Genomic DNA, 25,514 nt, shown 5'->3' with positions numbered 1-25,514 from the left:
AACATTCTCCATTTCTTATGTTTTATAAAGTGATTTTCATAATCCGTGCCGGCCGTCCCCTGCCGCCGCTGATTTTGCCGATCGTGGTCACACAGTTTTCCTGTTCCAGCCGCAGAATCAGCCGGTTGGCGCTCCGCTCCGTGATCCCCATATCTGTAGCGAGCTGTGCGGAAGTGATTACCTGATCATGTGACCGCAGAATCTCTTTCAGTTTTTCATACGTACTGCTGCTGATGTGAAGCCGGTGCAGAAGATACGCCGTGTGATCGGTCGGGTCATCAATCTTAATTTCGGTAAACTGATGCTCATCCTCCGCAATATAGTTCGCGCCGGAGCGGTCCGCGATCGAGTGGTTGAGCGCCATTGCCGCGCGGGATTTCGCCTCCATGGGAGTATCACCGTAGCCGATGCCGATCCACAGTCGGTTGTGCGGCGTCTGCTGTCCGTGAAACAGAATCTTCTGATATTCCCCGTTCTGAATAAATTCCCGCATCAGAACCGGACGGGATGACATGATATAAAAAATAGAAGCGCCCTCGGAGAACGCAGCAGCCCCCATGCGGTGGGCGGCAGAGTAGATCAGCTCGCGCATCTCATTCTGATAATGAACCTTTTCCCATTCCCGGAGCGAAAGATCCGTCTCCTGATCAAAGGAATAATCAAAATAGATCTGCACGGAAGCACTCTGCCCGCGGTTCTTCTGCGCCGTATTTTCCAGAAACTGAAGATGATAAACCTGTTCCAGAATTACATCCTCGGAAACCGAGATGCGGATGCAGGGAATGCCTTCTGCCGACAGTGCCTCATACGTTTTTTCCATGTTGGTAAAGCAGATTTTCGCCCCGTTGTGAAAATAGTTGTAACGGTGAAAATCCGTGAGGGCATCCTGAAAATCGCCCTGATCGGGAGAAGAGCCGTGTGCCACAAGGACGCGGCCATTGGAAATGCCGATCTCTTCCAGCGTTTCCTGCACAAGCTGTTCCTCATACATATCGATACTGATGACATCCGGCACGCAGGAATAACGGACAGCAGATTCTGCCAGCGCTTTTAAGATGGAAGCCTGATTGTGCGGAAGAAAGGTCCAGGGAACGTTTGGCTCCAGCCGCTTTAAAGCATAGTGATAGTTGGTCGGCCCAGTAAAAATAATGCCGGATACTTTCCCTTTCTGAAACTGGGCAGCCGCTTCCAGACCGTACCGGTAATCGTTGGAACGCCGGTAGACCACTTCAAGGTCCGGCATGCGCTTCTCCAGCGTTTTCTGAATCCTGTCGCAGATATGGTCAGAACCTGTTACGCCGATTTTCATATATAAAATTCCTTTCCGAGAATTAAAGACATAAAAATGAATTATGGCATAATTTTACACCTATTAAGGACGAAAGGCAAATGGTAAGATGTAGAAGAATTGTTTTTGAAAATTTTTTTCAAGAATGGAGAGTGGAAAAGAAATGAAAAATCAACGTATGTTAGATGAACTGACCGAATTGATGCGGATTGATGTGTCGAGCGGTCAGGAGACGGAGATTGCAGAGCATCTGGTGAAAAAACTGGAGCAGATGGGATTTGCGATTACGCGGGATGAGGCCGGGGCTACGTTTGGCGGCGTGTGCGGCAATATTCTGGCGGTTCGGGAAGGAGAGCGGGACGGTGTTGTCTGTTTCTGTTCCCATATGGACCGTGTGCCGGGCGGCATTGGAATCAAACCGGTGGAGGAGGATGGAATCCTTCGTTCTTCGGGCGACACGATTCTGGCGGCGGATGATCTGTCCGGTGTGGCAGCCATTTTAGAGGGCGTGCGTCAGGCGATTGAATCCGGGAAGGCGCTTCCGAAACTGGAGATCCTCTTTACGGTCGGCGAGGAGGCCGGTCTGTACGGTGCGAAAGCATTCGATGTAAGCCTGCTGACATCAAAAACGATGTATGTGCTCGACTCCCCGGGACGCATCGGCCGAATTGTAAATGGTGCGCCGGGCCGTGCCCTTCTGGAAGCACAGGTTTTCGGCAAGGCAGCCCATGCGGGAAATGAGCCGGAGAAAGGCATTGATGCGGCAAAAATTATGGCGGAAATGCTCGCAACGATGGAGACGGGAAGACTGGATGAAAATACAACGTCGAACTTTTCTCACCTCTGGTCCAAAACATGCGAGGCAATGAACGTTGTCTGCGACCACGCAATCCTGCGCGGAGAGATGCGGAGCCGGTCGGGAGAAAAACTCGACCGCTATGAAGCGTATTTCCAGTCGCACTGCCGTGAAATCGCAGAAAAGCGCGGTGCGCGTGTGGAATTTAAAAGAGAAAACACCTTCCTGCCGTTCTTCATCCCGGAGGATTCCGAGATGATTCAGATCGTCACGGAATCCCTGAAAGAGATGGGAATCGAACCGCAGATCAACGGCGGAGGCGGCGGTATGGACGGCAATATTTTCAATCAGAAGGGAATCACCTGTGTCGGTATCGCAACAGGATATTTCAAGAATCATTCGACCGAAGAATATCTGCATCTCGATGACTTCTATCATGCCGGAGAGCTTGTGGCGCGGATAATTGGAAAGATTGCATAAATATGCGAAATATAAAATAAAAACTGGATAAAACTTGCAAAATAAAAGAAAATTATGTATAATTTCAAATTAAAAAGAGCAAGGGAGAAAAAGAAATGGCTGAGATTTTAACAAACAACGCAATGTTCTCCAGCTTCATGATTGTTCTGATCGTGTTTGCACTCGGCGACATTGTCGGTAAAATTACAAAAGGAAAGCTGTCCGGAATGATGGTCGTCATGCTCCTGTTCCTGGTAGGCTTTCTGACGAAACTGATCCCGGCGGACATCATCGATCAGGGAGGCCTTACGGCGTTATCAAAACTGGCAATTGCGATGGTACTGTTCAACATGGGTACTACCCTGAACGTGAAACAGCTGATCGAGGAGTGGAGAACCGTATTAATGGCGGCACTCTGTATGCTGGCGTCCTGCCTTGTGATGCTTCTGGTATCCCCGATCATCGGATTTGACACTGTGCTCGTCGGCATGCCGGTTATCAACGGTGCGGCAATGGCAACTTCGCTGATGGCAAGCGCCGCAGCAGAAAAAGGACTGGCAACGGCGGCAGCACTCTGTGCAGTCATCTATTCCGTACAGAAATTCGTCGGTGCGCCGATCGCATCTGCCATGGGTATCCGTTACGGAAAAAAACTGCTGAAAGCATACCGCGAGAATCCGGCGCAGTTTAAAAAGCAGGAGACCGGAAACGGTACTTCTGCAAAAGTTTCCTTTGCAGATAAACACAAAGAATGGTATTCCGCCAACGTCATGATGGCGCTCGTTGCAGCCGGTTCCTGGGTTGCCCACATCCTTGGCGATCTGACTCCGATCAACTACAGCATCTGGGCGCTGCTTCTCGGTGTTGTCTGTGCCGCTTCCGGACTCGTTCCGACAAAACCGCTGCAGAAATCGAATTCCTACGGCCTTATGATGGTTGCTGTCTTTGGCTCCATCATCCCGTCTCTGGCGAAGGTTTCCTTAAGTGATCTCGGTACCATGGCATTCCAGACCATCGTTCTGTTTGCCGCGGCTCTGATCGGTGTTGCACTGGTTGGATGGGTTCTCCCGACCTGGAAACTTGTCGGCGACAAGGATCTGGCTGTCGGCATCGGTGTCGAGCAGTTCCTCGGATTCCCGAGCAACGTGGTCATCTGCCGCGAGGTCGGCGATGCGGTCGGAGAGACACCGGAGGAGAAAGCGTTTATCGAAGATACCTTAAACGTGCCATATGTTGTGGGAGGAATTACGGTTATTACGGTTCTGTCCACGATGCTGGCTGGATTTGTTATCAATATGCTGTAAAATTTTAAAATCATAGGAAAAGAAACATGACCTTGATGCAGAGGAAGAGTCCCCTGATCAAGGTCATGTTTTATGTTGGCATGCGGAGCAGTTCCCTCTGCATGAGACGATTAACTTTACGAGAAAAGAAAAAAATATCCCCCCACCCGGCTTGTGAGAGCTTGAAATATCAAATATAATGAACGAACAGTACATGGATCAGGCGCGCAGATCATGGGAGTACAAAGCAAAAAAGCGGTCAGTCCGGGTAAAAACGGTCTGAAAATGGGAGGAAAAGGATGAAAAAGAAAATATTATCTTTGATGCTGATGGTGTCTCTTGCAGCATCCCTTGCGGCATGCGGTCAGGACAGCGGGAAAAACAGCAACAGTACAGATTTGTCGAAAACAGAGACGGAAGCTTCTTCCGGCCAGACAGGGGAGGAAGAGACGACCCTGGTTTACGGTTCTGCTGATTATACCAGAATCAATCCGGCGATGGATGAGCATGGCGAAATTAATCTGCTGCTGTTCAACGGACTGACGGCACACGATGCGGATGACAACATTGTTCCGGGTCTGGCAGAAAAATGGGAGTACGATGCAGAAACCTGCACCTACACCTTTCATATCCGGGACGGCATCCAGTGGCATGATGGAGAAAAGTTTACGGCGGATGATGTGAAATTCACCATTGAAGCGATCATGGACCCGGAAAACGGATCTGAAAATGCACCAAATTATGAGGATGTAGAAGAGATTACAGTTATAGATGACAGCACCGTTTCCTTCCGCCTTTCCGAGCCGAACGTGGCTTTCCTGGAATACATGACGATGGCTATCCTGCCGAAGCACCTGCTGGAAGGTGAAAATATGCAGGAATCGGATTTCTTCCGTGCACCGGTTGGAACCGGCCCGTATAAAATGGAGAGCTGGGACGAGGGCCAGTCGATTGTTCTGGTAAAGAATGAGAATTATTACCTTGGGGCACCAAAGATTGACAAGGTTATATTCAAAATTGTACCAGATGATAATGCACAGGCGATGCAGCTGGAATCCGGCGAACTGGATCTGGCGCTGCTTGACCCGAAAAATGCGCAGAATTTCAAAGAAAAAGACGGTTTTACCTGCTACGACATGACAACGGCAGATTACCGCGGAATCTTATTTAACTTTGCGAATGATTACTGGACGAAAAACAGGGACATCATTCCGGCCGTCTGTTATTCGATTGACCGCCAGGCCATTATCGATTCTGTGCTTCTTGGAGAGGGAATGGCGGCATACAGCCCGCTGCAGCGGAACATTTACAATAACGAAAACGTAGAACATTACGATTACAATCCGGAAAAAGCACAGGAAATTCTGGAAGCAGCCGGATGCACCAGAAACAGCGATGGTTTCTATGAGCGGGACGGCGAAGAAATCGGTTTTGTCATCAGCGTGATGTCCGGTGAGCAGGACCGCATTGATATTGCCCAGGCGGCAGCACAGCAGCTCCGGGAAACTGGTATCAACTGTACCGTAGAAATTCCGGCGCAGATGGACTGGGGCGGACAGATGGCCTGTCTGATCGGCTGGGGAAGCCCGTTCGATGCGGACGATCATACATATAAGGTTTTCGGCACGGACAAAGGGGCGAATTATTCGAGCTATTCCAATGAAAAAGTAGATGAGTATCTGTCTCTTGCCCGCCAGAGTGACGATCCGGAAGTGCGGAAAGAATATTACGGAAAATTCCAGGAAGAACTGGCAGAAGATCCGGCCTATGCATTCATTTGCTATATTGATGCAAATTATGTGGCAGATTCCGAAATTCAGGGCATTTCCAAAGATACGGTACTGGGGCACCACGGCGTTGGTATTTTCTGGAATATTCAGGACTGGACAATCGAAGAATAAAAACAAAAAGCAGACGAAGGAGGTATGGTTACCTCCTTTTTGTCTGTACAGGAGAAAAACGGAATGAAAGAACGATTAAAAGTGGAGCATCTTTCCGTCAGCTTTTTTACGGATGAGGGGGAAGTACAGGCAGTCCGCGATGTCAGCTTTTCCCTGAAAGCAGGTGAGGTGCTCGCTGTTGTGGGCGAGTCAGGCTGCGGAAAAAGTGTGCTCTGCAAAAGTATTATGAAGCTGCTGCCGGAGAATGCAAAGATCAAAAACGGAAAAATTCTGGTCAATGGAGAAGAAATTGCAGGATACGGGGAGCGAAGAATGCGGGAACTGCGGGGAAAACTGTTCTCGATGGTTTTCCAGAATCCGATGACTTCCTTAAATCCGACGATGACAGTCGGAGCGCAGATTGCAGAGGCAGTGCGGGCGCATCAGAAAGACATGGGAAAAGAAGAAGTGAAACAGAGAGTGACAGAACTGATGCAGCTGGTGGGGATCGAGCAGGCAGAAGAGCGGAAAAAGGCATATCCGTATCACTTTTCCGGCGGAATGCGGCAGCGGATCGTACTGGCGATTGCGCTGGCGGGCAATCCGGAAATTCTGTTTGCTGATGAGCCGACGACAGCGCTGGATGTGACGATTCAGGCACAGATTCTGGACCTGCTTCGGGAAATTCAGAAAAAACTGGGAACGGCGACGGTCTTTGTCACGCATGACCTTGGCGTTGTAGCGCGGATCGCAGACCGGGTAGCGGTTATGTATGCGGGAAAAATAGTAGAGATTGGAACCGTGGATGAGATTTTTTATGATCCCCGTCATCCGTATACGTGGGGACTGCTGCGTTCCATACCGGCGTTTTCGAGGGGAAAAGAAAGCCTGCCGTCTATCCCGGGAATGCCGCCGTCTCTTCTCCATCCGCCGAAGGGCGATGCCTTTGCCAGCCGCAATGCTTATGCGCTGGAAATTGATTTTGAGGAGGAGCCGCCGATGTTCCGGGTCACAGACAGCCATTATGCGGCAACATGGCTGCTGGATGAGAGAGCACCGAAGGTTGTGCCGCCGATAGGAGGAAACACAGATGGAACATGAGATTTTGCTGGATGTGCGTCATCTGACCCATATTTTTCCACTGTCCCGGAAAACAGCAGTCAAGGCAGTCGATGATGTATCGTTTCAGATTCGAAGAGGAGAAATTTTTGGACTGGTAGGAGAATCCGGTTCCGGAAAATCTACCGCTGCACGCTGTGTGATGAATATTTATCAGCCATATGCCGGCCAGATTTATTATAAAGGGATTGATACCTGCGACAGAGGCCAGTTCCGGAAAAATAAAAAAATGCTGCAGACGACACGCCAGATGATTTTTCAGGATTCCGGTTCCAGTCTGAATCAGAAAATGAAGGTCCGCGACATTATTGAGGAGCCGATGCGCGTGCAGAAAATCCGGCCGCTGCGGGGAAGCTATGAGGAGGAAGCCAGATTCCAGATGAAATACGTGGGGCTGGATCCGGAATATCTGAAAAAATATCCGGGAGAATTGTCCGGCGGACAGCGGCAGCGCGTTGCGATTGCACGGGCACTGACGATGGAGCCGGAGCTTCTGGTGGCGGATGAACCGATTGCATCGCTGGACGCGTCAATACAGGCACAGATTGTGAATCTGTTCCGTCATCTGCAGAAGGAGCACGGTTTTTCGTTCCTGTTTATTGCGCATGATCTGGATATGGTCGAATTTCTGTGTGACAGAGTAGGTGTGATGTACCATGGAAAACTGGTGGAGACCGGACCTGCGCGAGCTGTGTTTGAAAATCCGCTGCATCCGTATACGAAAGCACTGATCGCTGCCATTCCGATTCCGGATCCGCGAAGGGAAAGAGCGAGAGCCGTACCGGATTTTTCCAATACAGAATTTCCCCGGACGGGAACACTGCGGGAAGTGGAAAAAGATCATTTTGTGCTGATGGAGGGAGGCGATGCAGGATGAAAAGCCGGAACAGAGTGCTTTACTATGGAAAAAAAGCAGCGGCATTTCTGGCAAGTGTTCTGCTGCTGTCTGTGCTCGTATTTTATATTTCAAGGCTTGCGCCGGGAGATCCGCTGGTATCATATTACGGAGACCGCGTGGAAAAAATGACGCCCGAAGAAAGAGCGTGGGCCGAAGAAAAACTGGGACTGAAGGATCCCATTTCCGTACAGTATATCCGCTGGGCCGGCAATGCGCTGCATGGGGATTTCGGAATTTCGTACAAATATAAAATGGATGTAACGCGCGTGATCGAGGGAAGAATCGGAAATACGCTGGCGCTTGGCGGCATTGGATTTCTGCTGATTTTCACCCTCGCGCTGCTTCTTGGAATTCTCTGTGCATGGAAGGAAGATACATGGCTGGACCGCATCATCTGTAAGGTGGGAACCATCACGGGATGCATTCCGGAATTCTGGCTGTCGCTGCTTCTGATTCTTGTTTTTTCCATGCAGCTCAAATGGCTGCCGAGTTCCGGTGCCTACTCTGTTGGAAAACAGGCAGATTTTTCCGACCGTGTCTGTCATCTGATCCTGCCGATGACGGTCGTAGTGCTGAGTCATTTGTGGTATTACGCATATATGATCCGCAATAAAATTCTGGATGAAGTGCGGGAAGAGTATGTGCTTCTGGCAAGAGCCAAGGGGCTGAAACGAAAGACGGTTCTGTTCCGGCATTGCCTGCGGAATACGATTCCGTCGTATCTTGGCATCATGGCCATTTCTGTTCCGCATGTGCTGGGGGGGACCTATATTGTAGAAACGGTTTTCTCGTATCCCGGTATCGGAACGCTGGCGTATGAGAGCGCACGGTACAAAGATTACAATCTTCTGATGCTGCTTTGCCTGATGTCCGGAATCGTTGTGATTCTGTGCAATATGGCGGCACAGATCATCAACGAGAGAATTGATCCGCGGATGCGGGAGAAAGAAGCGGCAGAAACATCGGAGGTAATGATGCTGTGACAGAAAAAACACAATTATTTCAATTTGCAGGAGAGAGGCCTGCAGAAAAAACAGAAGCAGAAAAAAAGAAAAAATGGTATCAGGACCGGCCGGTGGCAGCAGAGCTTTTTCTGAGTCTTCTTGTGCTGGGCTGCCTTTTCTGTGGGCAGATCATGACGAAGGATCCCTCGTATATGGATCTGAAAAACTGTTCCGTCATGCCGTGCCGGGAATTTCTGTTTGGAACCGATACGATGGGAAGAGATATTTTCTCGATGATCTGGTACGGCGGCAGAATATCGCTGGCGATCGGTCTGCTTTCTACGCTGATTTCCACTGTGATTGCCGTTCTCTTCGGCGCAGTCAGCGGATGTGCACCGGCGTGGCTGGACGCGCTTCTGATGCGGCTGACCGAGATCTTTTTGTCGGTGCCGAATCTTCTTCTTGTCATTTTTCTTCTGGCCGCTGCGGGAAAATCCAATGTGATTACGATTTCTGCCGTGATCGGAATGACAAGCTGGACAAGCATTGCAAAGGTTGTGCGGACCGAAGTACGGCAGATCCGGAACAGTGAATACGTGATTGCGTCGCGTTGTATGGGAGGCAGTTTTTTCTATATTTTATGGCACCATCTGGCACCGAACTTTTTTTCGTCTATTATGTTTATGGTGGTTATGAACATCCGAAGTGCGATTGCAGCAGAATCCACACTGAGTTTTATGGGAATCGGTCTTCCTCTGGAGGTGATTTCCTGGGGCAGCATGCTGTCGCTTTCGGAAAAAGCGCTGATGACAAAGGCATGGTGGATCATTCTGATCCCGGGTGTTTTTCTGATTGTGACGCTGCTTAGTTTTACAAGCATTGGAAATTATCTGCGGAAGCAGGCAAACAGAAAACAGAGAAATCTGTGAGCTGTTCAGAGAGGCTGCGGTCTGTGGGGAATCCCTGCAGACTGCAGCTTTTTTCTGCCGTCTCCATTGACAGAAAATATCCGTGAAAGACAGTCACAGAAATACATAATTATAGTAGACACTTTTCGACATAAGAGATATAATCTGTTATATATAGCTAAAAATTACAAGGGTTTTTACGGTTAGGGAAAAGGACTTCCGCGCTTGCAGGTTCCATTGTTCCGGCCAACAGAAAGGCAAAAGTTTGAAACAAGAAAGTAGAGGGCACCCCCGAAAAGAAGAGTATAACAAACAAACCACCTAACTAGCTGGTTAAAAAAATTAAATATTAACGCAACACCTAATCAGGAAGTTGGAAGAAGATCGTCTTTTATAACATATCCTCGTAACTTAAGAAGATTAAGTGCCTGTGAAATGGTAAGAATCTTTTCTTCCTTCACAGGACGAGATTCAAGAAAACCTTCAGGTGTATACGGTTTTAAATCTGTAAGTATATGCCAGATAGCGGTCAGGATCATACGACAGATGGCAATGATGGCTTTCTTGTGACCACGGCGTGCTTTAATACGCTTATAACGTGTAATAAATTCAGGATGTTTCTTAGATTTGATTAAAGCATTTGCAACTTGCACCAAAACTGGTTTAAAATAAGTACCAGAACGGGAAATCCGGGTGGATTTGATTTTGCGGTCGCTTTTATCATTTCCAGAGCTTTTTTTACAGCTTCAGGCAGCTCAGAAGCGACACGTACTTTTTGTTTTCTAAGAATCGCTTTCATTTTTGACCACATTTTCTCTATTGGGTTCAGGTCTGGACTGTACGGTGGTAGATAAGCATAGTGAATTCCTGCTTTATCCAGATATTCTGTCACTGTTTTGGCATGATGGGAACGCATATTATCCATAACTACAAGGTCTTCCTTTTTGAGACTTGGAACTAGCTGATTTTCTATGTATTCACGGAATCGCGCTGCTGTTGTGCCACCCTGATAGGTGGTAAATATAGTTGTACCATCCAGACGGATAGATGAAAGGACAGTTGTTGCTGTTGGTGTATTTAATGGTGCAGCGTCAACCGCCCGTTTCCAGTGCAATGCATGTGCATAGAGTCTTGTGAGATTTGTATTAATACCGCTTTCATCAAGAAATACCAAGTGTTCAGCATTTATGCCAGACATAGTCCCGTTCCATGAGCGGCGTTTCTCCTGTACATCGGGGACGCTCCTGTTCGGAGGCATGAAGGGATTTCTTTTTATAAGAATATCCCAGTTTTATTAATGCTTTTCTGACAGTTTCGATGCAGATTTTCAGCTGAAGGGTATCTATAATTTCCTGGAGTGTAATATCGGGTTTTTGTTGTACAAGTTCTTGTATTTTTTGCAGGTCAGCCTCTTTGAGAGAAGCTTTACGCCCCCTGAGACTTGTCTTGACAGAAACAGAACCTTCCCGTTTCATTTGTTCAACCAGACGGTATACGGTACTGACATCAACAGAAAAACATTCTGCTACTTCTTTTGCGTTATGTGTTTTGTTATAAGCTTGAATTAAAAGATTTCTGGTTTCGTTGTGTAACATATCTATCACCTCTTAGCTTAAGCATATCACTTTAGTCAAGAGTTGCAGTAATTTATGGAATTGCTATAGATGTATTCCACCCGGTATCGGCGGCATTTTTAAGTGCGGGAATGACCGGCCTCGAGCTTGGAAGCAAGTCACATGCGCAGTGGAAGAGCAACTGTGCAGGGCTTCTGGCCTGCCTTCTGGTTTTCCTGCTTCCGGCAATACTGCTGCCGCAGGAAAAGATTCCGTTTTTTACACAGCTTCTGGGCGATACGAAACAGAAGATCTATGAGATTCGGTACGGAAAAGACGGACTGCCGGAGGGAAATCTGTATGAAGCAGATACCCTTCATACGGGAGAAGAACCGGTGCTGGCGATCCGTTCCGAACAGAAGAAAAATGTGTATTTTAAGGGTTATGTCGGCGGAACGTATGCGAATGGCGTATGGGAGCCGCTTTCCGGCGAATCGTACCGCGGTACATCGTCGGGCATGCTGGAATGGCTGGCGAAAAAGAACTTTGATCCGCTGACACAGACGGCGCAGTATTATGCACTCGGGGATGAGGAAGATAAACCGGAAGCGAACCGGGTTTATGTGGAAAATACGGGAGCATCGCGCTACTACATTTATGCGCCTGCTTCGCTGGAAAAGATCACAACCCGCGGTGCGGCATCAGAGAAAAAAGATCAGTTTCTGGCCGCAAAAGGACTGTTTGGAAAACAGAACTACGGTATGACAGAGGTGTCATCCTCCCGTCCGGCGGAGCTTGTTGTGGCCGGTTCCTGGGTGGAAAACCCGGAAACGGAGAAGCAGAAAACGTACAGCGAGGCGGAGTCCGTTTACCGTACGTTTGTTTACGACCATTACACGGCAGTTGACCAGACGATGTACGATAAAATGCAGGAAGTTTTCTGGGAAGAGGATCCATCGGAAACGGACGGCATTTACAGTGCGCTTGGCCGGATCCGAAAGGTGCTGGAGAGCCGCGTAACGTACAGCGAAAATCAGGGAGCGATTCCGGAAGACGAGGATCCGGTACTCTGGTTCCTGGATGAGTCAAAGGAAGGAAATGCGATGCTGTATGCGTCGACCGCAGTGGAGGCGCTCCGTGCGAAGGGCATTCCGGCACGGTATGTGGAAGGATATTTTCTTTCGGAATCGGCTCCGACAGGGGAAAAAGGCCAGGCGGAGCTGACCGGAAACGATGCCCATGCGTGGGTGGAGATTTACTTCGACGGCATCGGATGGCTTCCGGCGGATGTGACACCGGGGTACTATTATAATGTTGCATCTCTTCAGAAAATGGTCGGAAGTCCAGATTCTGTACAGAAGAATGTGGCGCTGGAGAACAATTCACTGTCGGCGGAGCAGATTACCAGTGTGGAAAACCGAAAGAGCAAGGCAGGCGAAGCCGTTCTTCCGGTACTGCGCAGTGTTTCGCTGTTTCTTCTCGGACTGCTTGGCGTGCTTCTGATTCTGCTGACGCTGCTTGTGATTGCGGCGGAGGCGGCGCGGATCATCTGCCTTGGACCGGCGGCAAAGAAACAGCAGAAGGAGCGGCCGGGTGGGCGGATCCGAAGAACGGAAGCAAGAATTTATCAGTATCTTTGTCTGTGGGGCATAGATGCCGGTCTTGGATGGGAAACGGCAGCAACCGATGCAGAACTCGCCCGCAGATTTCCGGCGGTCGAGCCAGGCGAATATACGCGTGTCTGCCATCTGATCGAGAAACATATCTACGGCGAGATTCTGCTGTCTCCTTATGAGGAGCGTACGCTGAATCATTTTCTGGAAAAGCTGACGGAGCCGGTACCGGGCTGCAGCTGGAAAATGCGGCTGAAGCTGCGCTATGCGTGTCTGCGCCGTGTGAATACGAAGAAAAAGAAGAGAAAGCACAGCGCTTTCCAGCAAAAATAAGGGTTAGGAAAACAAATGAAAAGGGGGATTTTACGATGAAATTTGTAACATTTAATATTCGCTGTGATTTTGGCCAGGATGGAGCCAATAATTTTATCTACCGCAGACCGCTGATTCTGGAAAAAATCAGACAGGAAAAGCCGGATATCATCGGTTTTCAGGAGGTACTGCCACATGTGGCTGCCTGGCTGAAGGAAAATCTGACGGAATATTACATTGTCGGCTGCGGAAGAGAAAAGGATCTGACCGGCGAGGCAATGATCATTGCCTATCGGAAAGAACGTTTTCAGAGTGTGAGCCTGGAAACCTTCTGGCTGTCACCGACACCGTACGTGCCGGGATCCCGCTATCCGGTACAGAGTATGTGCCCGCGTACTGCGACGGATGTGGTATTTGAGGATATGGAGACCGGAAAAGTGTTCCGCGTCATCAACACCCATCTGGATCACGAGTGCGCCGGGGCGAGAAAGCTTGGCCTGGAGCAGATTCTCGCACATCTGAGAGCAGAGAAAGCATTTGCCGATGTGCCGGTGATTCTTAGCGGCGACTTCAATGCCGAGCCGGACAGCGAAGAGATGAAACCGCTGAGGGAAACTGCAGGTCTTGTGAATGCGACGGAAGGAATCGGCATTACCTTCCACAACTATCATCGCGATGATCCGAACGATCCGCAGTGCTCGATTGACTACATCATTCTCAAAGGGGACTGGGAACTGAAAAAGGTGGAGAAATGGACGGAGCAGAAGGACGGTGTGTGCCTTTCCGATCATTATCCGATCTGTGCGGAACTTATTTAAAATATGGATGCAAGAGGCGGCCGCCGGGAGAAAAAATCTTCTGGCGGCGTTTTTTTATAACGGTTATAGGAAAAACTTATAACAAGTCAAAGAAAAAAGGGAATATACAAACGCCGCATTTTCTGTTATGATAGGTTACGTTGCAAAACCTATCAGATTAGTATAGAAAGAAAAATCACGAAATAACAGGAGATTATTCATATGGCAAGAGGAATTGACACAAAATGTATCCATTTAGAAGAGGACGAGGGACAGTGTAGCCACTACGGCGCACTCAGCTACCCGATTTATCAGACCGCAACGTATGCGCATCCGGGCGTAGGACAGAGCACCGGATTTGATTACAGCAGACTGCAGAACCCGACCAGAGAGCATCTGGAGAAGATGGTGGCTGCACTGGAAAACGGAATTGATGCGTTTGCATTAAGCTCCGGCATGGCAGCGATCTCACTTCTGATGGAGCTGTTCCGCCCGGGAGACCACATCATTGCGGATTCCGATTTGTACGGCGGAAGCATTCGTCTGTTCCACCATGTGAACGAGAAAAACGGCGTCGAATTTTCCGGCATCGACTGCTGTCGTGATGACGTGGAAAGCTATGTGAAAGAAAATACAAAAGCCATCTACATCGAGACCCCGACGAACCCGATGATGAACGTAACCGATATCAGAAAGATGGCAGATATCGCAAAACGCCACAACCTGATTCTGATTGTGGACAACACCTTTATGTCCCCGTATTTTCAGAATCCGCTCGATCTCGGTGCGGACGTTGTGATTCACAGCGGCACGAAATACCTGAGTGGTCACAACGATACACTGGCAGGCTTTATCGTGACGAACCGCGAAGATATTCAGGAAAAACTGCGTTTCCTGATCAAGACAACAGGTGCAGGCCTTGCTCCGTTTGACTGCTGGCTGGTACTGCGCGGCATGAAGACGCTTGGCATCCGCATGGAACGCTCCCAGGAGAATGCAAAACAGATTGCCGCATGGCTGCAGCAACAGAAAGCAGTCACAAGAGTGATTTATCCGGGACTGCCGGATCACCCGGGCTATGAGATTATGAAAAAACAGGCAAGAGGCTTCGGTGCCATGCTGACAATCCAGCTCGAGAGCAAAGAGTTTGCCCTTGCCATTCTGGAAAAGGTAAGAATGATCCGTTTCGCAGAGAGCCTCGGCGGCGTGGAGACACTCGTTACGTATCCGACGACGCAGACACATGCCGATGTGCCGAAGGAAATCCGTGAGCGGAACGGAATTACGGAGAGCACCCTTCGTTTTTCCGTCGGAATTGAAAATATCGAGGACCTAATCGGCGAGCTTACGAAGGTCTTTGCAGAAATCGAGGAAGAGAAAAATGGCGGAAAGAAATCTTGATTTTGACAGAATCATCAACCGAAAAAATACAGACTGTTTAAAATATGACTTTGCAGTAAAACGCGGCATGCCATCCGATGTGCTGCCGCTGTGGGTGGCGGACATGGACTTTGAGACATCCTCCTACATCGAGGATGCGCTGGTAGAGCGTGCGAAAATGGGCATTTACGGCTACAGCGATGCGCAGACTCCGTATTTTGAGGCCGTTGCGGGATGGATGAAACGTCATCACAACTGGCAGCCGAAAGAAAAATGGCTGATCAAAACGCCAGGCGTTGTATTTGCACTTGCGATGGCAGTCAAGGCTTACACCGCGCCCGGGGATGCCGTGCTGATCCAGTCACCGGTTTACTATCCATTTTCGGAAGTCATTGCGGATAACGGCAGAAGAGTTGTCAGCAGCACGCTGGTGCTCGGCGATGATAACCGCTATCACATGGATGTGGCGGATTTCGAGGAGAAGCTGAAAGCTGAAAACGTAAAGCTCTTTTTCCTCTGCAATCCGCACAATCCGGTCGGAAGAGTCTGGACGAAAGATGAGCTGACGGCGATCGGCGATCTCTGCGTGCAGTACGGCGTGACCGTTGTAAGTGATGAGATCCATGGAGATTTCATTTTTAAGGGCGAGCATCAGGTGTTTGCTGCGATCAAAAAAGAGTACGAGGACATCACGATCACCTGCACCGCGCCGAGTAAGACATTCAATCTGGCAAGTATGATGATGTCAAACATCTTTATCGCCAACCCGGAACTCCGTGCGAAATTCCGGAAACAGCTCGATGCAGCCGGAACGAGCCAGCTTGGTGTGATGGGTCTGGTGGCATGCGAGACGGCATATAATAAGGGCGAGGAGTGGTATGAGGCAATGCTTTCCTATGTGAAGGCAAATGCAGAATTTACAAGGCAGTATGTGGAGGAGCAGATTCCGGGCGTGAAGATGATCGACCTGGAGGGAACATATCTCGTATGGCTCGATTTCCGCGAGACGGGGCTTTCTGTCGACGAACTGGAAGACCTGATCATCAACAAGGCGAAGCTGTGGCTCGACAGCGGCAAGATCTTCGGAGACTGCGGTCGCGGCTTCCAGCGGATCAACATCGCCTGCCCGCGCGCAACCCTGACCGAGGCACTGGAGCGGATTCGGGATGCGATGAAAAGCAGATAAAGCCACACCGATGAGATGCGTAGCATTTTGGAAGTTGGCTCTGAACAGTGACGAAAACATGTTGAAAAGGCGTAGCTTACGGAACATCTTTTTGGGAGATATGATTTTTTTTGTGTCTCCGGTAGAGAAAGAAGAAAGCTGCGCCTCCGCATATCAAAACGAGTACTTTCACCGGAATCTGATATACCGGATACACAGAGGTATAAATGCAATGATATTCTGGCGAAGAAACTTCGCTTTCCTCAGCAGGGCTCGGGCTCCAGGAAAAAGATGCCAGAATTCGAAAATATTTTTTATCAGAAGAAAACTGGCTATAAGGAAGATAAAAATCTGGGTTTCCAGGCGTTGTGATTTTCCGTTCCAGCGTCCAGGGTTCTTCCGTGCTGTTCCGAGTCCACAATTCTGCTTTTTCTAATTCAAAAAGATACATCAGTGGATCTGTCTCCAGACGGATAAAGTCTTCTTTCGCAGTTCTTACCTGGGTTATATTTTGAAAATCGAAAACTGTCTGATATAACAAAGAACGATCTGATTTTTCCTGATAGGTGAGTACATTTGCGGCATACAGATCTTGGAAACTTTTTGTCTTTTCAGATCGTTTAAAAAAATAGAAATCGATAGGTTTGGAAGAAGTTTTTCGATACTCGTTTTCTAAACTGGATTCTATTGGCGAAGCATTTTCTGGTACGTTTTCTTTTAAAAAAGAGCACAATACCGTATCGTCATTTTCGAATGCAGTGTCTGCTTTGACTGGAACAGAAAAACAGAATAACAGGGTGAAAAATAAAAATTTGATTTTTTTCATAATGAGTTACCTCTTATTTATGGCTTTATTCAGTTGATGCCGGATTTAAAAGTTTTTTTGAATGGTTGTTCTGTACTTTTTGTTCCTGCAATTCCTAAAACATTCATAATCTGCCCGTTTTTCTACGAGTAATGGCGACTTGCTCATGATTTTACTTAAATTACTTGAAAATACCTTAAACACAATTTGCCTATCAGAGAAATTTGTGCTTCTGGATAGGCAAATTGTTACTTTGAAAGAGTAATTAGAAATTAAATGTACTTGTATGTGGTGAATGAAAGTTTAATAACTTAGGTTCATTGTTTTATATGCAGTATAGGCTGTTCCTGATGGAGAGTAGCTAATTCCACCACCGTTGTAGGAAAAAGAGATACTGTAGCCGGTTTTCTGGGGATTATATAAGTATCCCATTACAATTCTTTTATCACTGCTATTACCTGCAGTAGCGTGACAGTATGTAACACCTTTAAGCTTCATGGCATAGTCGGGTGTTCCTAGTTGACTCCCTGAAAATTCAGCACCAGATAATTGCTGATTATTTGCAGTAAGAGTTCCTCCGACTTTCCAATCGTTCATAGTATTATCTTTGTACCATAATTTTCCACCATATTCATACGGTCTCATAGCAGCGCCTAATTGAAAAGAAAAACTGTCTTTTCCGCGAGGTTGTTTATTAGAAGTAAACTCGTATGTTGGATAGATATAAATGGTTGATGCATTTTTAAAAGCTGATGCAGTAAAGGAAATACCGGTTAAAGTTTCGCTACTGAGTATCGATATTTGATTTTCGATATTTGAATTAATATATTCAAAATGTTTACCTCCACTTTTTAAGTCATCCACAATGAACTGCATGACGTCATCATCCAGCTTTTCTATTTCCTTTTGTGGCATTCCGGTTTTTAATAGATATGCTTTGTTAGATAGAACAACATTATTATCTGCCTTTACATTGCAAATTACCATATTTAAGGACAGAATACAACAAATAAAAAATGCAAGACATGTTTTTAATTTTTTCATGATGAGTGGTCTCCTTTCATAAGTATTGTTGGATGGTTTTAGTTTTTTATTTATCCTTAGATTAGTGCACTATCTGAAAAGTAAATTCGTTCGTTAATATGGATGATAAAATAGAAAATTAATAAAAATGATTGTAATTATTATATAAATATATGAAAAATAAATCAATAGTCAAAAAACATATAAATAAATATATGAATTTGTAAAAAACAACGATTTTGTAAAAAGAATGTAATTTTAGAGAGATATATACGTATAAAAAAATAAAACGTGATTTTAATTTGCAGTGATATGGATTCTATGATATAGTGTGGTAAAGTGATGCTGTGAAAAAAAACAAAACCCCGTCGGCAAACAAGGCGGGCAGCGCAGGAAAGGGGATTATAACAATGTATATTACATGCCTGGACGTAGAAGGAGTACTGGTACCGGAGATCTGGATCGCGTTTGCAGAGGCAAGCGGAATCCCGGAACTCAAAAAAACGACACGCGACGAACCGGATTACGATAAACTGATGAGATGGAGACTTGGAATCTTAAAAGAGCACGGCCTGGGACTGAAAGAGATTCAGGCTACGATTGAGAAGATTGATCCACTGCCGGGCGCAAGAGAGTTCCTCGACGAGCTGCGCACCTTCTCCCAGGTGATCCTGATCAGCGACACCTTCACGGAGTTTGCCGCACCGCTGATGAAAAAACTCGGCTATCCGACCCTGTTCTGCAACTCCCTGGAAGTCGCAGACGACGGAGAGATCACCGGCTTTAAGATGAGAGTCGAGCAGTCGAAGCTCACCACGGTCAAAGCACTGCAGTCTATCGGATTCGAAACGATCGCAAGCGGCGATTCCTATAATGACCTCGGCATGATTCAGGCAAGCAAGGCAGGATTCCTGTTCCGCTCGACCGATAAGATCAAAGCCGACTATCCGCAGATCCCGGCGTATGAGACGTATGAGGAGCTGCTTGGAGCGATCAAAAAGGCAATGGAGAAATAAGTATAAATACGTTTATAAAAAATGCAGAGAACCGAAAAAACAGGTTCTCTGCATTTTTTAATTATTTTTTTAATTCCGCAGACCGCTGCTCACCAAGTTTGATGCATTCCTGAATCCACTGCAGTGCAGCTTCTTCCCGGTACACCGCGCCGCGCAGGACGAGATAATCCGAAAACGCGCGGTCATCTGTGGGAGGGATTTCATCAAACTTTTTCTGGTTTTCCAGCAGATGTTCCAGATGCTTCTGATGCTGGGAAAGCTGGTCGGCAAGAAAACGCTGCTGAAAATCCGGCGAAGCGCCGTCGAGGAAGAAGAGCCGCAGGCGGGATTCATCCTTGGATGCCGTCTGGATCGGGCAGAGCGTTTCTTCCCATTCCGAAAAATCGCGCCGTCCTTCATCGGTGATCGTATAGACCTTCTTCTCCAGCACATTTCCCGTGATTTCCACCCGATACTGGATCAGCCCCTCGGCGTTCAGTGATTTCAGTTCCGGATAAATCTGGCTGTGCTTTGCATTCCAGAATTCAAATAAGGTTGTCTCAAATTCTTTCGACAGTTCATAGCCTGTCATTTCATTTCGGTTCAAAAGTCCGAGAATCGCATATTTCAAAGTTCCCATTCGCATGAAACTCCTTTATCCAAATAATTTTTCAAAACCGTTTTGCTTTTGTGTTTTTGAGTATAGCACAGCTTCACCGGAAAATCCACAGAAAAAATAAGTAAAATAAAACATGTAAAAGTTGACATGTTTTGCGGTTGGTGATAAGATAACAAAGAATTACAATTATGAGGAAAGGATTTGAACTGCACCTATGACAAACAACAAAAAAGACCTTCTGAAACGTTACCTGATTTTTCTTGCGGGACTGTTTGTAAACTCCCTCGGGGTTGCACTCATCACCAAAGCAAATCTCGGAACGTCTCCGATCTCTTCGATCCCTTACGTATTAAGTCTTAACTTTGCATTATCTCTCGGAAACTTTACGATCATCTTCAGCATCCTGCTGATCGTTCTCCAGATTGTGATTCTCGGAAAGAATTTCAAACCGGAATCCCTTCTTCAGATCCCGGTATCCATTGCCTTTGGATTTTTCATTGATTTCAGTATGATTCTGTTAAACGCACTGAATCCGCAGATGTATGCGGCAAAAGTTGCTTATCTTCTGATCGGATGTCTGATCCTCGGCGTCGGTGTTTACATGGAAGTGCTCGCTGATGTTGTCATGCTGCCGGGCGAATCCTTTGTCCGCGCGGTTGTTGCCAGATGGGAAACGGAGTTCGGTGTGACGAAAATCGCATTCGATGTTTCGATGGCCGTCATTGCCGCTGCCGCTTCGTTCTTCCTGGCGCGTGAGCTGAACGGTGTCCGCGAGGGAACCATCGTAGCAGCCCTTCTGGTCGGATTCATTGCCAGAACGATTGGCAAAAAACTGCATTTCCTTCCGGGGATGCTGTTTGAATAAAAAAAAATGGGGTATTTTACAGATTTAAAAAAGAGGAGGAAGCAAAAATGAAATACGATTACCCACACCTTTGCAGCCCGATTACCATTGCAGGAAAGACCTTCCCGAACCGCATGTTTTCCGCACCGATGGGCGGAACTGATATCACGAACGACGGATGTATCGGACCGAAGTCCGCAGCATTCTATGAGCTTCGCGCAAAGGGCGGAGCAGCAGCTGTCACCGTCAGCGAGTGCATGGTACACCCGGTAACCGATGGTTCCCATGCGTATCATCTGGATACCGCAGTCTTAAATTCCCTGGCATCTGCAACGTACGCTGCCGATGCAATTTCCCGCCACGGCGCTGTGCCGAGCCTGGAGCTGTCCCATTCCGGTATGTATGCCGGAACTTACATGACCGATAAAACGAGACAGCACGAAATGTGCCAGTGGGGCCCGTCCGACACGACACGCCCGGACGGCGTACCGGTCCGCGCACTGTCGAAAGAGCAGATTGATGAGATCGTACAGGCATACGGAACGGTAGCAGGCCTTGCCAAACGCGCCGGTTTCGAGATGATCATGATCCACGGCGGCCACGGCTGGCTGATCAACCAGTTCCTCTCCCCGTATTTCAACCACAGAACCGATGAGTACGGCGGAAGCCTGGAAAACCGCTGCCGCTTTGCCTGTCAGGTACTCGATGCCGTCCGCGCCGCTGTCGGCCCGATGTTCCCGATCGAGTTCCGTTTCAGCGGTTCCGAGCTGTTCGAGGGCGGCTATGATCTGGAAGAAGGTGTCCGCATCGCACAGACATTGGAGTCCCGCATCGATCTGCTTCACGTTTCCGCCGGAACGTATCAGAGAGGCTTCGGCGATACGCATCCGTCGATGTTCAAAGACCACGGATGCAACGTTTACCTCGCAGCCGAGATCAAAAAACACGTTTCCATTCCGGTCGCAACGATCGGCGGTCTGAATGATCCGGCGCAGATGGAAGAGATCATCGCATCCGGAAAAGCCGATGTTGTTTACATGGCAAGAGCCCTTCTCGCAGATCCATTCCTGCCGCGCAAAGTCATGGAAAACCGTTCCGAAGATATCGTGCACTGCCTGCGGTGCTTCACCTGTATGGCAGAGCGTGCGGCAACCGGCACGAGACGATGCACCGTCAATCCGCTGATCGGAAGAGAGATGGAGGGCGATGAAGTACAGCCGGCTCTGGTGAAGAAAAAAGTCCTCATCGCAGGAGGAGGCCCTGGAGGACTGTATGCGGCATGGACTGCAGCAAGAAGAGGCCACAGCGTGGTGCTCTGCGAGAAAGAAGTAGCGCTCGGCGGTATCTTAAAGAGCGAAATTGCCCTGCCGTTTAAACGGGAAATGTTCGCGCTGACCGAGACCTACGAGCGTTTCGCAAGAAATGCAGGTGTGGAAATCCGCTTCAACACCGAGGTAACACCGGAGTACGTCGAGAAAGAAGCACCGGATGCCCTCATCATCGCCGCAGGCTCCCGTCCGCTTGTTCCGCCGATCAAAGGCATGGATGGAGAGCAGGTTGTCGTTGTCAATGAGCTGTACCGCAATCTCGACAAGATTTCCGACAAAGTCGTTGTCATGGGCGGCGGCCTCGCCGGATGCGAGTGTGCGATCTCTCTTGGCATGGAAGGAAAAGAAGTTCAGCTCGTCGAAATGCGCGACGCCCTCGCCCCGGATGCAAACGTCCGCCACCGCCCGCTGCTCTTAAAAGAAATCGAAAAACAGGTCAAAGCCGTCCACACCGGTTACCGCGCCGAGGAGATCACCCCGGAAGGCGTATGGTGCACCGATGCGAATGGGGAGCGCCACCTCGTAGAAGGAACCACCGTCATCTGCGCCCTCGGCCAGAGAGCAAGAACCGACGTTGTAGAGCAGCTCCGTAATACCGCGCCGTTTGTACGCGTGATCGGAGACGCAAGACGTGTATCTACCATCACCAATGCCGTATATCAGGGGTATCATGCGGCGCTGGATATTTAATCAAGAATAGAAATTTTGGAAATGCTGTACCATGGAAAAAGAATCCGTGGTGCAGCATTTTTTAAAAGATAAAGTCTACCAATCCGCGTTTTTTCCGTGTATAATGAATGTATCAGTCAGAAAAAATGTGAACAGGAGGACGCCATGGGAAGATTTTTAAATCCGGGAAATGAAGCATTTTCGGAAGTCATTCATTCGGAAATTTATGTAGATAAAACACCGCTTCTGGAATACACCAATAAAGTAATCAGTACGACATCAAAATTTATCTGCAGCAGCCGTCCCAGACGTTTTGGAAAGTCGATTACAGCGGAGATGCTGTCAGCATACTACAGCAAGGGCTGTGATTCCAGAGCACTGTTTGCAGATTATGCGATTTGCAAGGCTTCGTCTTTTGAAAAACATCTGAATCAGTACGATGTCATTCATTTTGATGTACAATGGTGCATGATGGACGCCGGGAATGCGGATCAGGTTGTGGAATATATCAATCATGGAATACTGCAGGAACTGAAGGAAAAATACGGAGAGTTGATTCCGGATACGGTAAAAACTGCTTATGGTGCGATGTCTTATATCAAGGCTGCCAGCGGAAACAAATTTGTTGTCATCATCGATGAATGGGATGTACTGATCCGTGATGAGGCACAGAATCATAAAGTACAGGAAAAGTATATTGATTTTCTGCGTGGCATGTTTAAAGGGTCAGAACCGTCAAAATATATTGCATTGGCGTATCTGACAGGAATTCTGCCGATCAAGAAATTAAAGACACAGTCCGCTCTCAACAATTTTGAAGAATTTACCATGCTGGATGCAGGAAGAATGGCACCGTATGTTGGCTTTACAGAAGAGGAAGTGCATGATTTATGCGACAGGTACGGACAGATCTATGAGCAGGTGAAATTATGGTATGATGGATATTCTCTGGAAGGGTATCAGGTATATAATCCAAAAGCCGTTGTCAGCCTGATGCTGAATGGAAAATATAAAAGCTACTGGTCCAATACCGGCAGCTATGAAGCAATCGTGCCACTGATTAACATGAATTTCGACGGACTGCGGGCGGCAATTATAGAAATGATGTCGGGGGCCGCCGTGGATGTGGATGTGACATCTTTCCAGAATGATACCGTAAGCTTCGCCAACCGGGATGATGTACTGACGTATCTGATCCACTTGGGATATCTGGCTTACGATCAGGACAGGGAGCAGGTTTTTATTCCAAATGAGGAAATCAGACATGAATTAAACAATGCGGTGAAACGCAATAAATGGAATGAAATGATTACTTTTCAGAAGGAATCCGCAGATTTGCTGGATGCAACCCTGGATATGGATGAAAAAGCGGTAGCAGATGGGATAGAGCGAATTCATCAGGAGTACAGTTCGGTGATCCAATATAATGATGAAAATTCCCTGAGCAGCGTGCTTACGATAGCATATTTAAGCTCTATGCAGTATTATTTCCAACCCGTAAGAGAGCTACCGACCGGACGCGGTTTTGCAGATTTTGTTTATCTTCCGAAACCGGAATACAGAACAAGTTATCCGGCGCTGCTGGTAGAACTTAAGTGGAACAAAAGCACAGATACTGCCATAGAGCAGATCTGGGATAAAAAATATCCGGATTCTATTCTGGAATATACAGGAAATATTCTTCTGGTGGGAATTAACTACAATAAAAAGACGAAAGAACATGAGTGCAGGATTGAAAAGATAAAAAGATAGAAAACCGAATGCTGAGAGGAAAAACGTCATATCATGGACAACGGAATTCATGATATGACGTTTTTGTAAATATTTCAGTCGATACGAAATAGGAATGAACGATTAGATTTTAGAAATTTTTTTAAAAAAGTCCTTGACCGGTAGCAACTCCCGGGTGATAAGCTAAAGCTACAAAGACAGGGAAATAACAAAATATCACACATCAAAATAAAACAGGGAGGTTATGATGATGAACTTTACATTAAGCAATCAGGTGCAGATTCCGGCAGTGGGAATCGGAACCTTTATGATGACACCAGATCAGGCAGAGCAGGCGGTTGTGGACGCATTAGCCTGCGGATACCGCATGATCGACACTGCACAGGCTTACATGAATGAGCGCGCGGTCGGACGCGGAATCAAAAGATCCGGTGTGGCAAGAGAGGACATTTTCATCTCCACCAAAATCTGGGCAAGCCAGTATCTGACAGAAGGAACCGTAGAAAAGAGTCTGGAACTGCTTGGAACCGACTACATCGATCTGATGTTTATCCATCAGCCTGCAGGTGATTTCATGGCAGGATACCGTAAACTGGAAACGGTAGCGATCCGTCCGATGGTAAACCAGATTGAAATGCATCCGTACTTCGCACAGGAGTCTGCATTAAAAGTCATGGAAGAGTACCAGATCGTGCCGGAGGCATGGGCACCGCTCGGCGGAGGACGCCACAATCCGTTTGACAACGAGATGGTAAAAGAAATCGCTGCCGCACACGGAAAGACCGTAGGACAGGTTGTTCTGCGCTGGAATGTGCAGCGCGGCGTTGTGGTCATTCCGAAATCGGTTCACAAAGCGAGAATCGAAGAGAATTTCCAGATATGGGATTTTACACTGACTGAAGAGGAGATGCAGAAAATCAGTTCACTGGATCTTGGCTATCAGGGAACTGCGGTCAAGCATTTTGATCCGGAATTTGTTAAAATGTGCAATATCAGAAAGATCCACGAATAAAACAGGGCGGTTTGGTTTCCAACTGCTGTAAGATCATTTTTGCACAGGCAGACGTTGCGTTCCTGGATCCAGAATATTCGATGTCTGTACCAT

Annotated in this window: 22 protein-coding genes and 1 pseudogene; 16 read left to right on the top strand and 7 right to left on the bottom strand. The window is 47.7% G+C overall.

The features are described 5' to 3' along the window. Positions 1–22 precede the first annotated feature (22 nt). Entirely contained in the window at positions 23–1,309 is a 1,287-nt protein-coding gene (locus tag DWX26_RS09030) for a hypothetical protein (RefSeq protein ID WP_118601277.1), read from the bottom strand. Positions 1,310–1,451: 142 nt separating this feature from the next. Between DWX26_RS09030 and DWX26_RS09025 the strand changes: the two genes are divergently transcribed. The 7 genes from DWX26_RS09025 to DWX26_RS08995 all read left to right on the top strand — a co-directional run bounded on the left by DWX26_RS09025 (position 1,452) and on the right by DWX26_RS08995 (position 9,596). Then, the gene (locus DWX26_RS09025) at positions 1,452–2,564 is read left to right on the top strand and encodes a M20/M25/M40 family metallo-hydrolase (protein WP_022461443.1); all 1,113 of its coding nucleotides are present in this window, start codon (positions 1,452–1,454) and stop codon (positions 2,562–2,564) included. Between the two features lie 95 nt (positions 2,565–2,659). Beyond that, positions 2,660–3,847, top strand: a complete 1,188-nt coding sequence (locus tag DWX26_RS09020; RefSeq protein ID WP_118601276.1) for a hypothetical protein — start codon at positions 2,660–2,662, stop codon at positions 3,845–3,847. A 278-nt stretch (positions 3,848–4,125) separates the two neighbouring features. Then, a complete protein-coding gene (locus DWX26_RS09015; RefSeq protein WP_199676798.1) occupies positions 4,126–5,727 on the top strand; it encodes an ABC transporter substrate-binding protein in 1,602 nt (533 codons plus the stop codon). A gap of 63 nt (positions 5,728–5,790) precedes the next feature. Next, the gene (locus DWX26_RS09010) at positions 5,791–6,807 is read left to right on the top strand and encodes an ABC transporter ATP-binding protein (protein ID WP_118601320.1); all 1,017 of its coding nucleotides are present in this window, start codon (positions 5,791–5,793) and stop codon (positions 6,805–6,807) included. Next, positions 6,797–7,702: an ATP-binding cassette domain-containing protein gene (locus DWX26_RS09005; protein WP_118601275.1), complete on the top strand. Its 906-nt coding sequence runs from the start codon at positions 6,797–6,799 to the stop codon at positions 7,700–7,702. Before DWX26_RS09010 ends, DWX26_RS09005 begins: the two co-directional genes overlap by 11 nt. After that, entirely contained in the window at positions 7,699–8,706 is a 1,008-nt protein-coding gene (locus tag DWX26_RS09000) for an ABC transporter permease (protein WP_118601274.1), read from the top strand. Before DWX26_RS09005 ends, DWX26_RS09000 begins: the two co-directional genes overlap by 4 nt. After that, positions 8,703–9,596 (top strand): ABC transporter permease, encoded by an 894-nt coding sequence (locus tag DWX26_RS08995; protein ID WP_118601273.1) that lies wholly within the window; start codon positions 8,703–8,705, stop codon positions 9,594–9,596. Before DWX26_RS09000 ends, DWX26_RS08995 begins: the two co-directional genes overlap by 4 nt. Before the next feature lie 344 nt (positions 9,597–9,940). On the opposite strand, the pseudogene DWX26_RS17875 reads toward DWX26_RS08995, so the two are convergent. The 3 genes and pseudogenes from DWX26_RS17875 to DWX26_RS08980 all read right to left on the bottom strand — a co-directional run. Next, positions 9,941–10,300: pseudogene (locus DWX26_RS17875) on the bottom strand (IS110 family transposase); the annotation flags it as partial. After that, positions 10,207–10,773 carry an IS630 family transposase gene (locus DWX26_RS08985; RefSeq protein WP_158580596.1) on the bottom strand — a complete coding sequence of 189 codons (567 nt, stop codon included), beginning with the start codon at positions 10,771–10,773 and terminating at the stop codon, positions 10,207–10,209. The gene DWX26_RS08985 and the pseudogene DWX26_RS17875, both read right to left, overlap by 94 nt. After that, positions 10,754–11,170, bottom strand: coding sequence for a helix-turn-helix domain-containing protein (locus DWX26_RS08980; RefSeq protein ID WP_118601271.1), 417 nt, complete (start codon positions 11,168–11,170; stop codon positions 10,754–10,756). The genes DWX26_RS08985 and DWX26_RS08980 overlap by 20 nt, the downstream gene beginning before the upstream one ends. Positions 11,171–11,280: 110 nt before the next feature. On the opposite strand from DWX26_RS08980, the gene DWX26_RS17180 reads away from it, so the two are divergent. The 4 genes from DWX26_RS17180 (at position 11,281) to DWX26_RS08960 (ending at position 16,416) form a co-directional block, all read left to right on the top strand. After that, positions 11,281–13,074 carry a transglutaminase-like domain-containing protein gene (locus DWX26_RS17180; RefSeq protein ID WP_243030594.1) on the top strand — a complete coding sequence of 598 codons (1,794 nt, stop codon included), beginning with the start codon at positions 11,281–11,283 and terminating at the stop codon, positions 13,072–13,074. Between the two features lie 35 nt (positions 13,075–13,109). Next, on the top strand, positions 13,110–13,871 hold the full coding sequence (locus DWX26_RS08970) for an endonuclease/exonuclease/phosphatase family protein (RefSeq protein ID WP_118601270.1): 762 nt from the start codon (positions 13,110–13,112) through the stop codon (positions 13,869–13,871). A gap of 201 nt (positions 13,872–14,072) precedes the next feature. After that, positions 14,073–15,251, top strand: coding sequence for a trans-sulfuration enzyme family protein (locus tag DWX26_RS08965; RefSeq protein WP_118601269.1), 1,179 nt, complete (start codon positions 14,073–14,075; stop codon positions 15,249–15,251). Further along, entirely contained in the window at positions 15,232–16,416 is a 1,185-nt protein-coding gene (locus tag DWX26_RS08960; RefSeq protein WP_118601268.1) for a MalY/PatB family protein, read from the top strand. Before DWX26_RS08965 ends, DWX26_RS08960 begins: the two co-directional genes overlap by 20 nt. A gap of 76 nt (positions 16,417–16,492) precedes the next feature. On the opposite strand, the gene DWX26_RS08955 is transcribed toward DWX26_RS08960, so the two are convergent. After that, positions 16,493–17,221 (bottom strand): hypothetical protein, encoded by a 729-nt coding sequence (locus DWX26_RS08955; RefSeq protein ID WP_022462534.1) that lies wholly within the window; start codon positions 17,219–17,221, stop codon positions 16,493–16,495. 282 nt (positions 17,222–17,503) lie between these two features. Further along, the gene (locus DWX26_RS08950; RefSeq protein WP_022462533.1) at positions 17,504–18,244 is read right to left on the bottom strand and encodes a hypothetical protein; all 741 of its coding nucleotides are present in this window, start codon (positions 18,242–18,244) and stop codon (positions 17,504–17,506) included. 389 nt (positions 18,245–18,633) lie between these two features. On the opposite strand from DWX26_RS08950, the gene thrH reads away from it, so the two are divergent. Next, positions 18,634–19,239, top strand: a complete 606-nt coding sequence (gene thrH, locus DWX26_RS08945; RefSeq protein ID WP_118601267.1) for a bifunctional phosphoserine phosphatase/homoserine phosphotransferase ThrH — start codon at positions 18,634–18,636, stop codon at positions 19,237–19,239. Between the two features lie 61 nt (positions 19,240–19,300). On the opposite strand, the gene DWX26_RS08940 is transcribed toward thrH, so the two are convergent. Next, positions 19,301–19,858: a PadR family transcriptional regulator gene (locus DWX26_RS08940; RefSeq protein WP_118601266.1), complete on the bottom strand. Its 558-nt coding sequence runs from the start codon at positions 19,856–19,858 to the stop codon at positions 19,301–19,303. Between the two features lie 193 nt (positions 19,859–20,051). Here DWX26_RS08940 and DWX26_RS08935 point away from each other — a divergent pair, with 193 nt between their 5' ends. From DWX26_RS08935 to DWX26_RS08920, 4 genes are all read left to right on the top strand, one after another. Further along, positions 20,052–20,702: a YczE/YyaS/YitT family protein gene (locus DWX26_RS08935; RefSeq protein ID WP_118601265.1), complete on the top strand. Its 651-nt coding sequence runs from the start codon at positions 20,052–20,054 to the stop codon at positions 20,700–20,702. A 47-nt stretch (positions 20,703–20,749) separates the two neighbouring features. After that, positions 20,750–22,699: an oxidoreductase gene (locus DWX26_RS08930; protein ID WP_118601264.1), complete on the top strand. Its 1,950-nt coding sequence runs from the start codon at positions 20,750–20,752 to the stop codon at positions 22,697–22,699. Positions 22,700–22,843: 144 nt separating this feature from the next. Beyond that, a complete protein-coding gene (locus tag DWX26_RS08925) occupies positions 22,844–24,430 on the top strand; it encodes an AAA family ATPase (RefSeq protein ID WP_118601263.1) in 1,587 nt (528 codons plus the stop codon). A gap of 229 nt (positions 24,431–24,659) precedes the next feature. Then, the gene (locus DWX26_RS08920) at positions 24,660–25,421 is read left to right on the top strand and encodes an aldo/keto reductase (RefSeq protein ID WP_226906347.1); all 762 of its coding nucleotides are present in this window, start codon (positions 24,660–24,662) and stop codon (positions 25,419–25,421) included. Positions 25,422–25,514 lie beyond the last annotated feature (93 nt).

It is taken from the genome of Blautia sp. AF19-1 (assembly GCF_003479155.1).
GTDB lineage: Bacteria > Bacillota > Clostridia > Lachnospirales > Lachnospiraceae > Fusicatenibacter > Fusicatenibacter saccharivorans.
Note: the sequence above shows the minus strand (reverse complement) of the source record. Positions and strands in the feature narration are given on the sequence as shown.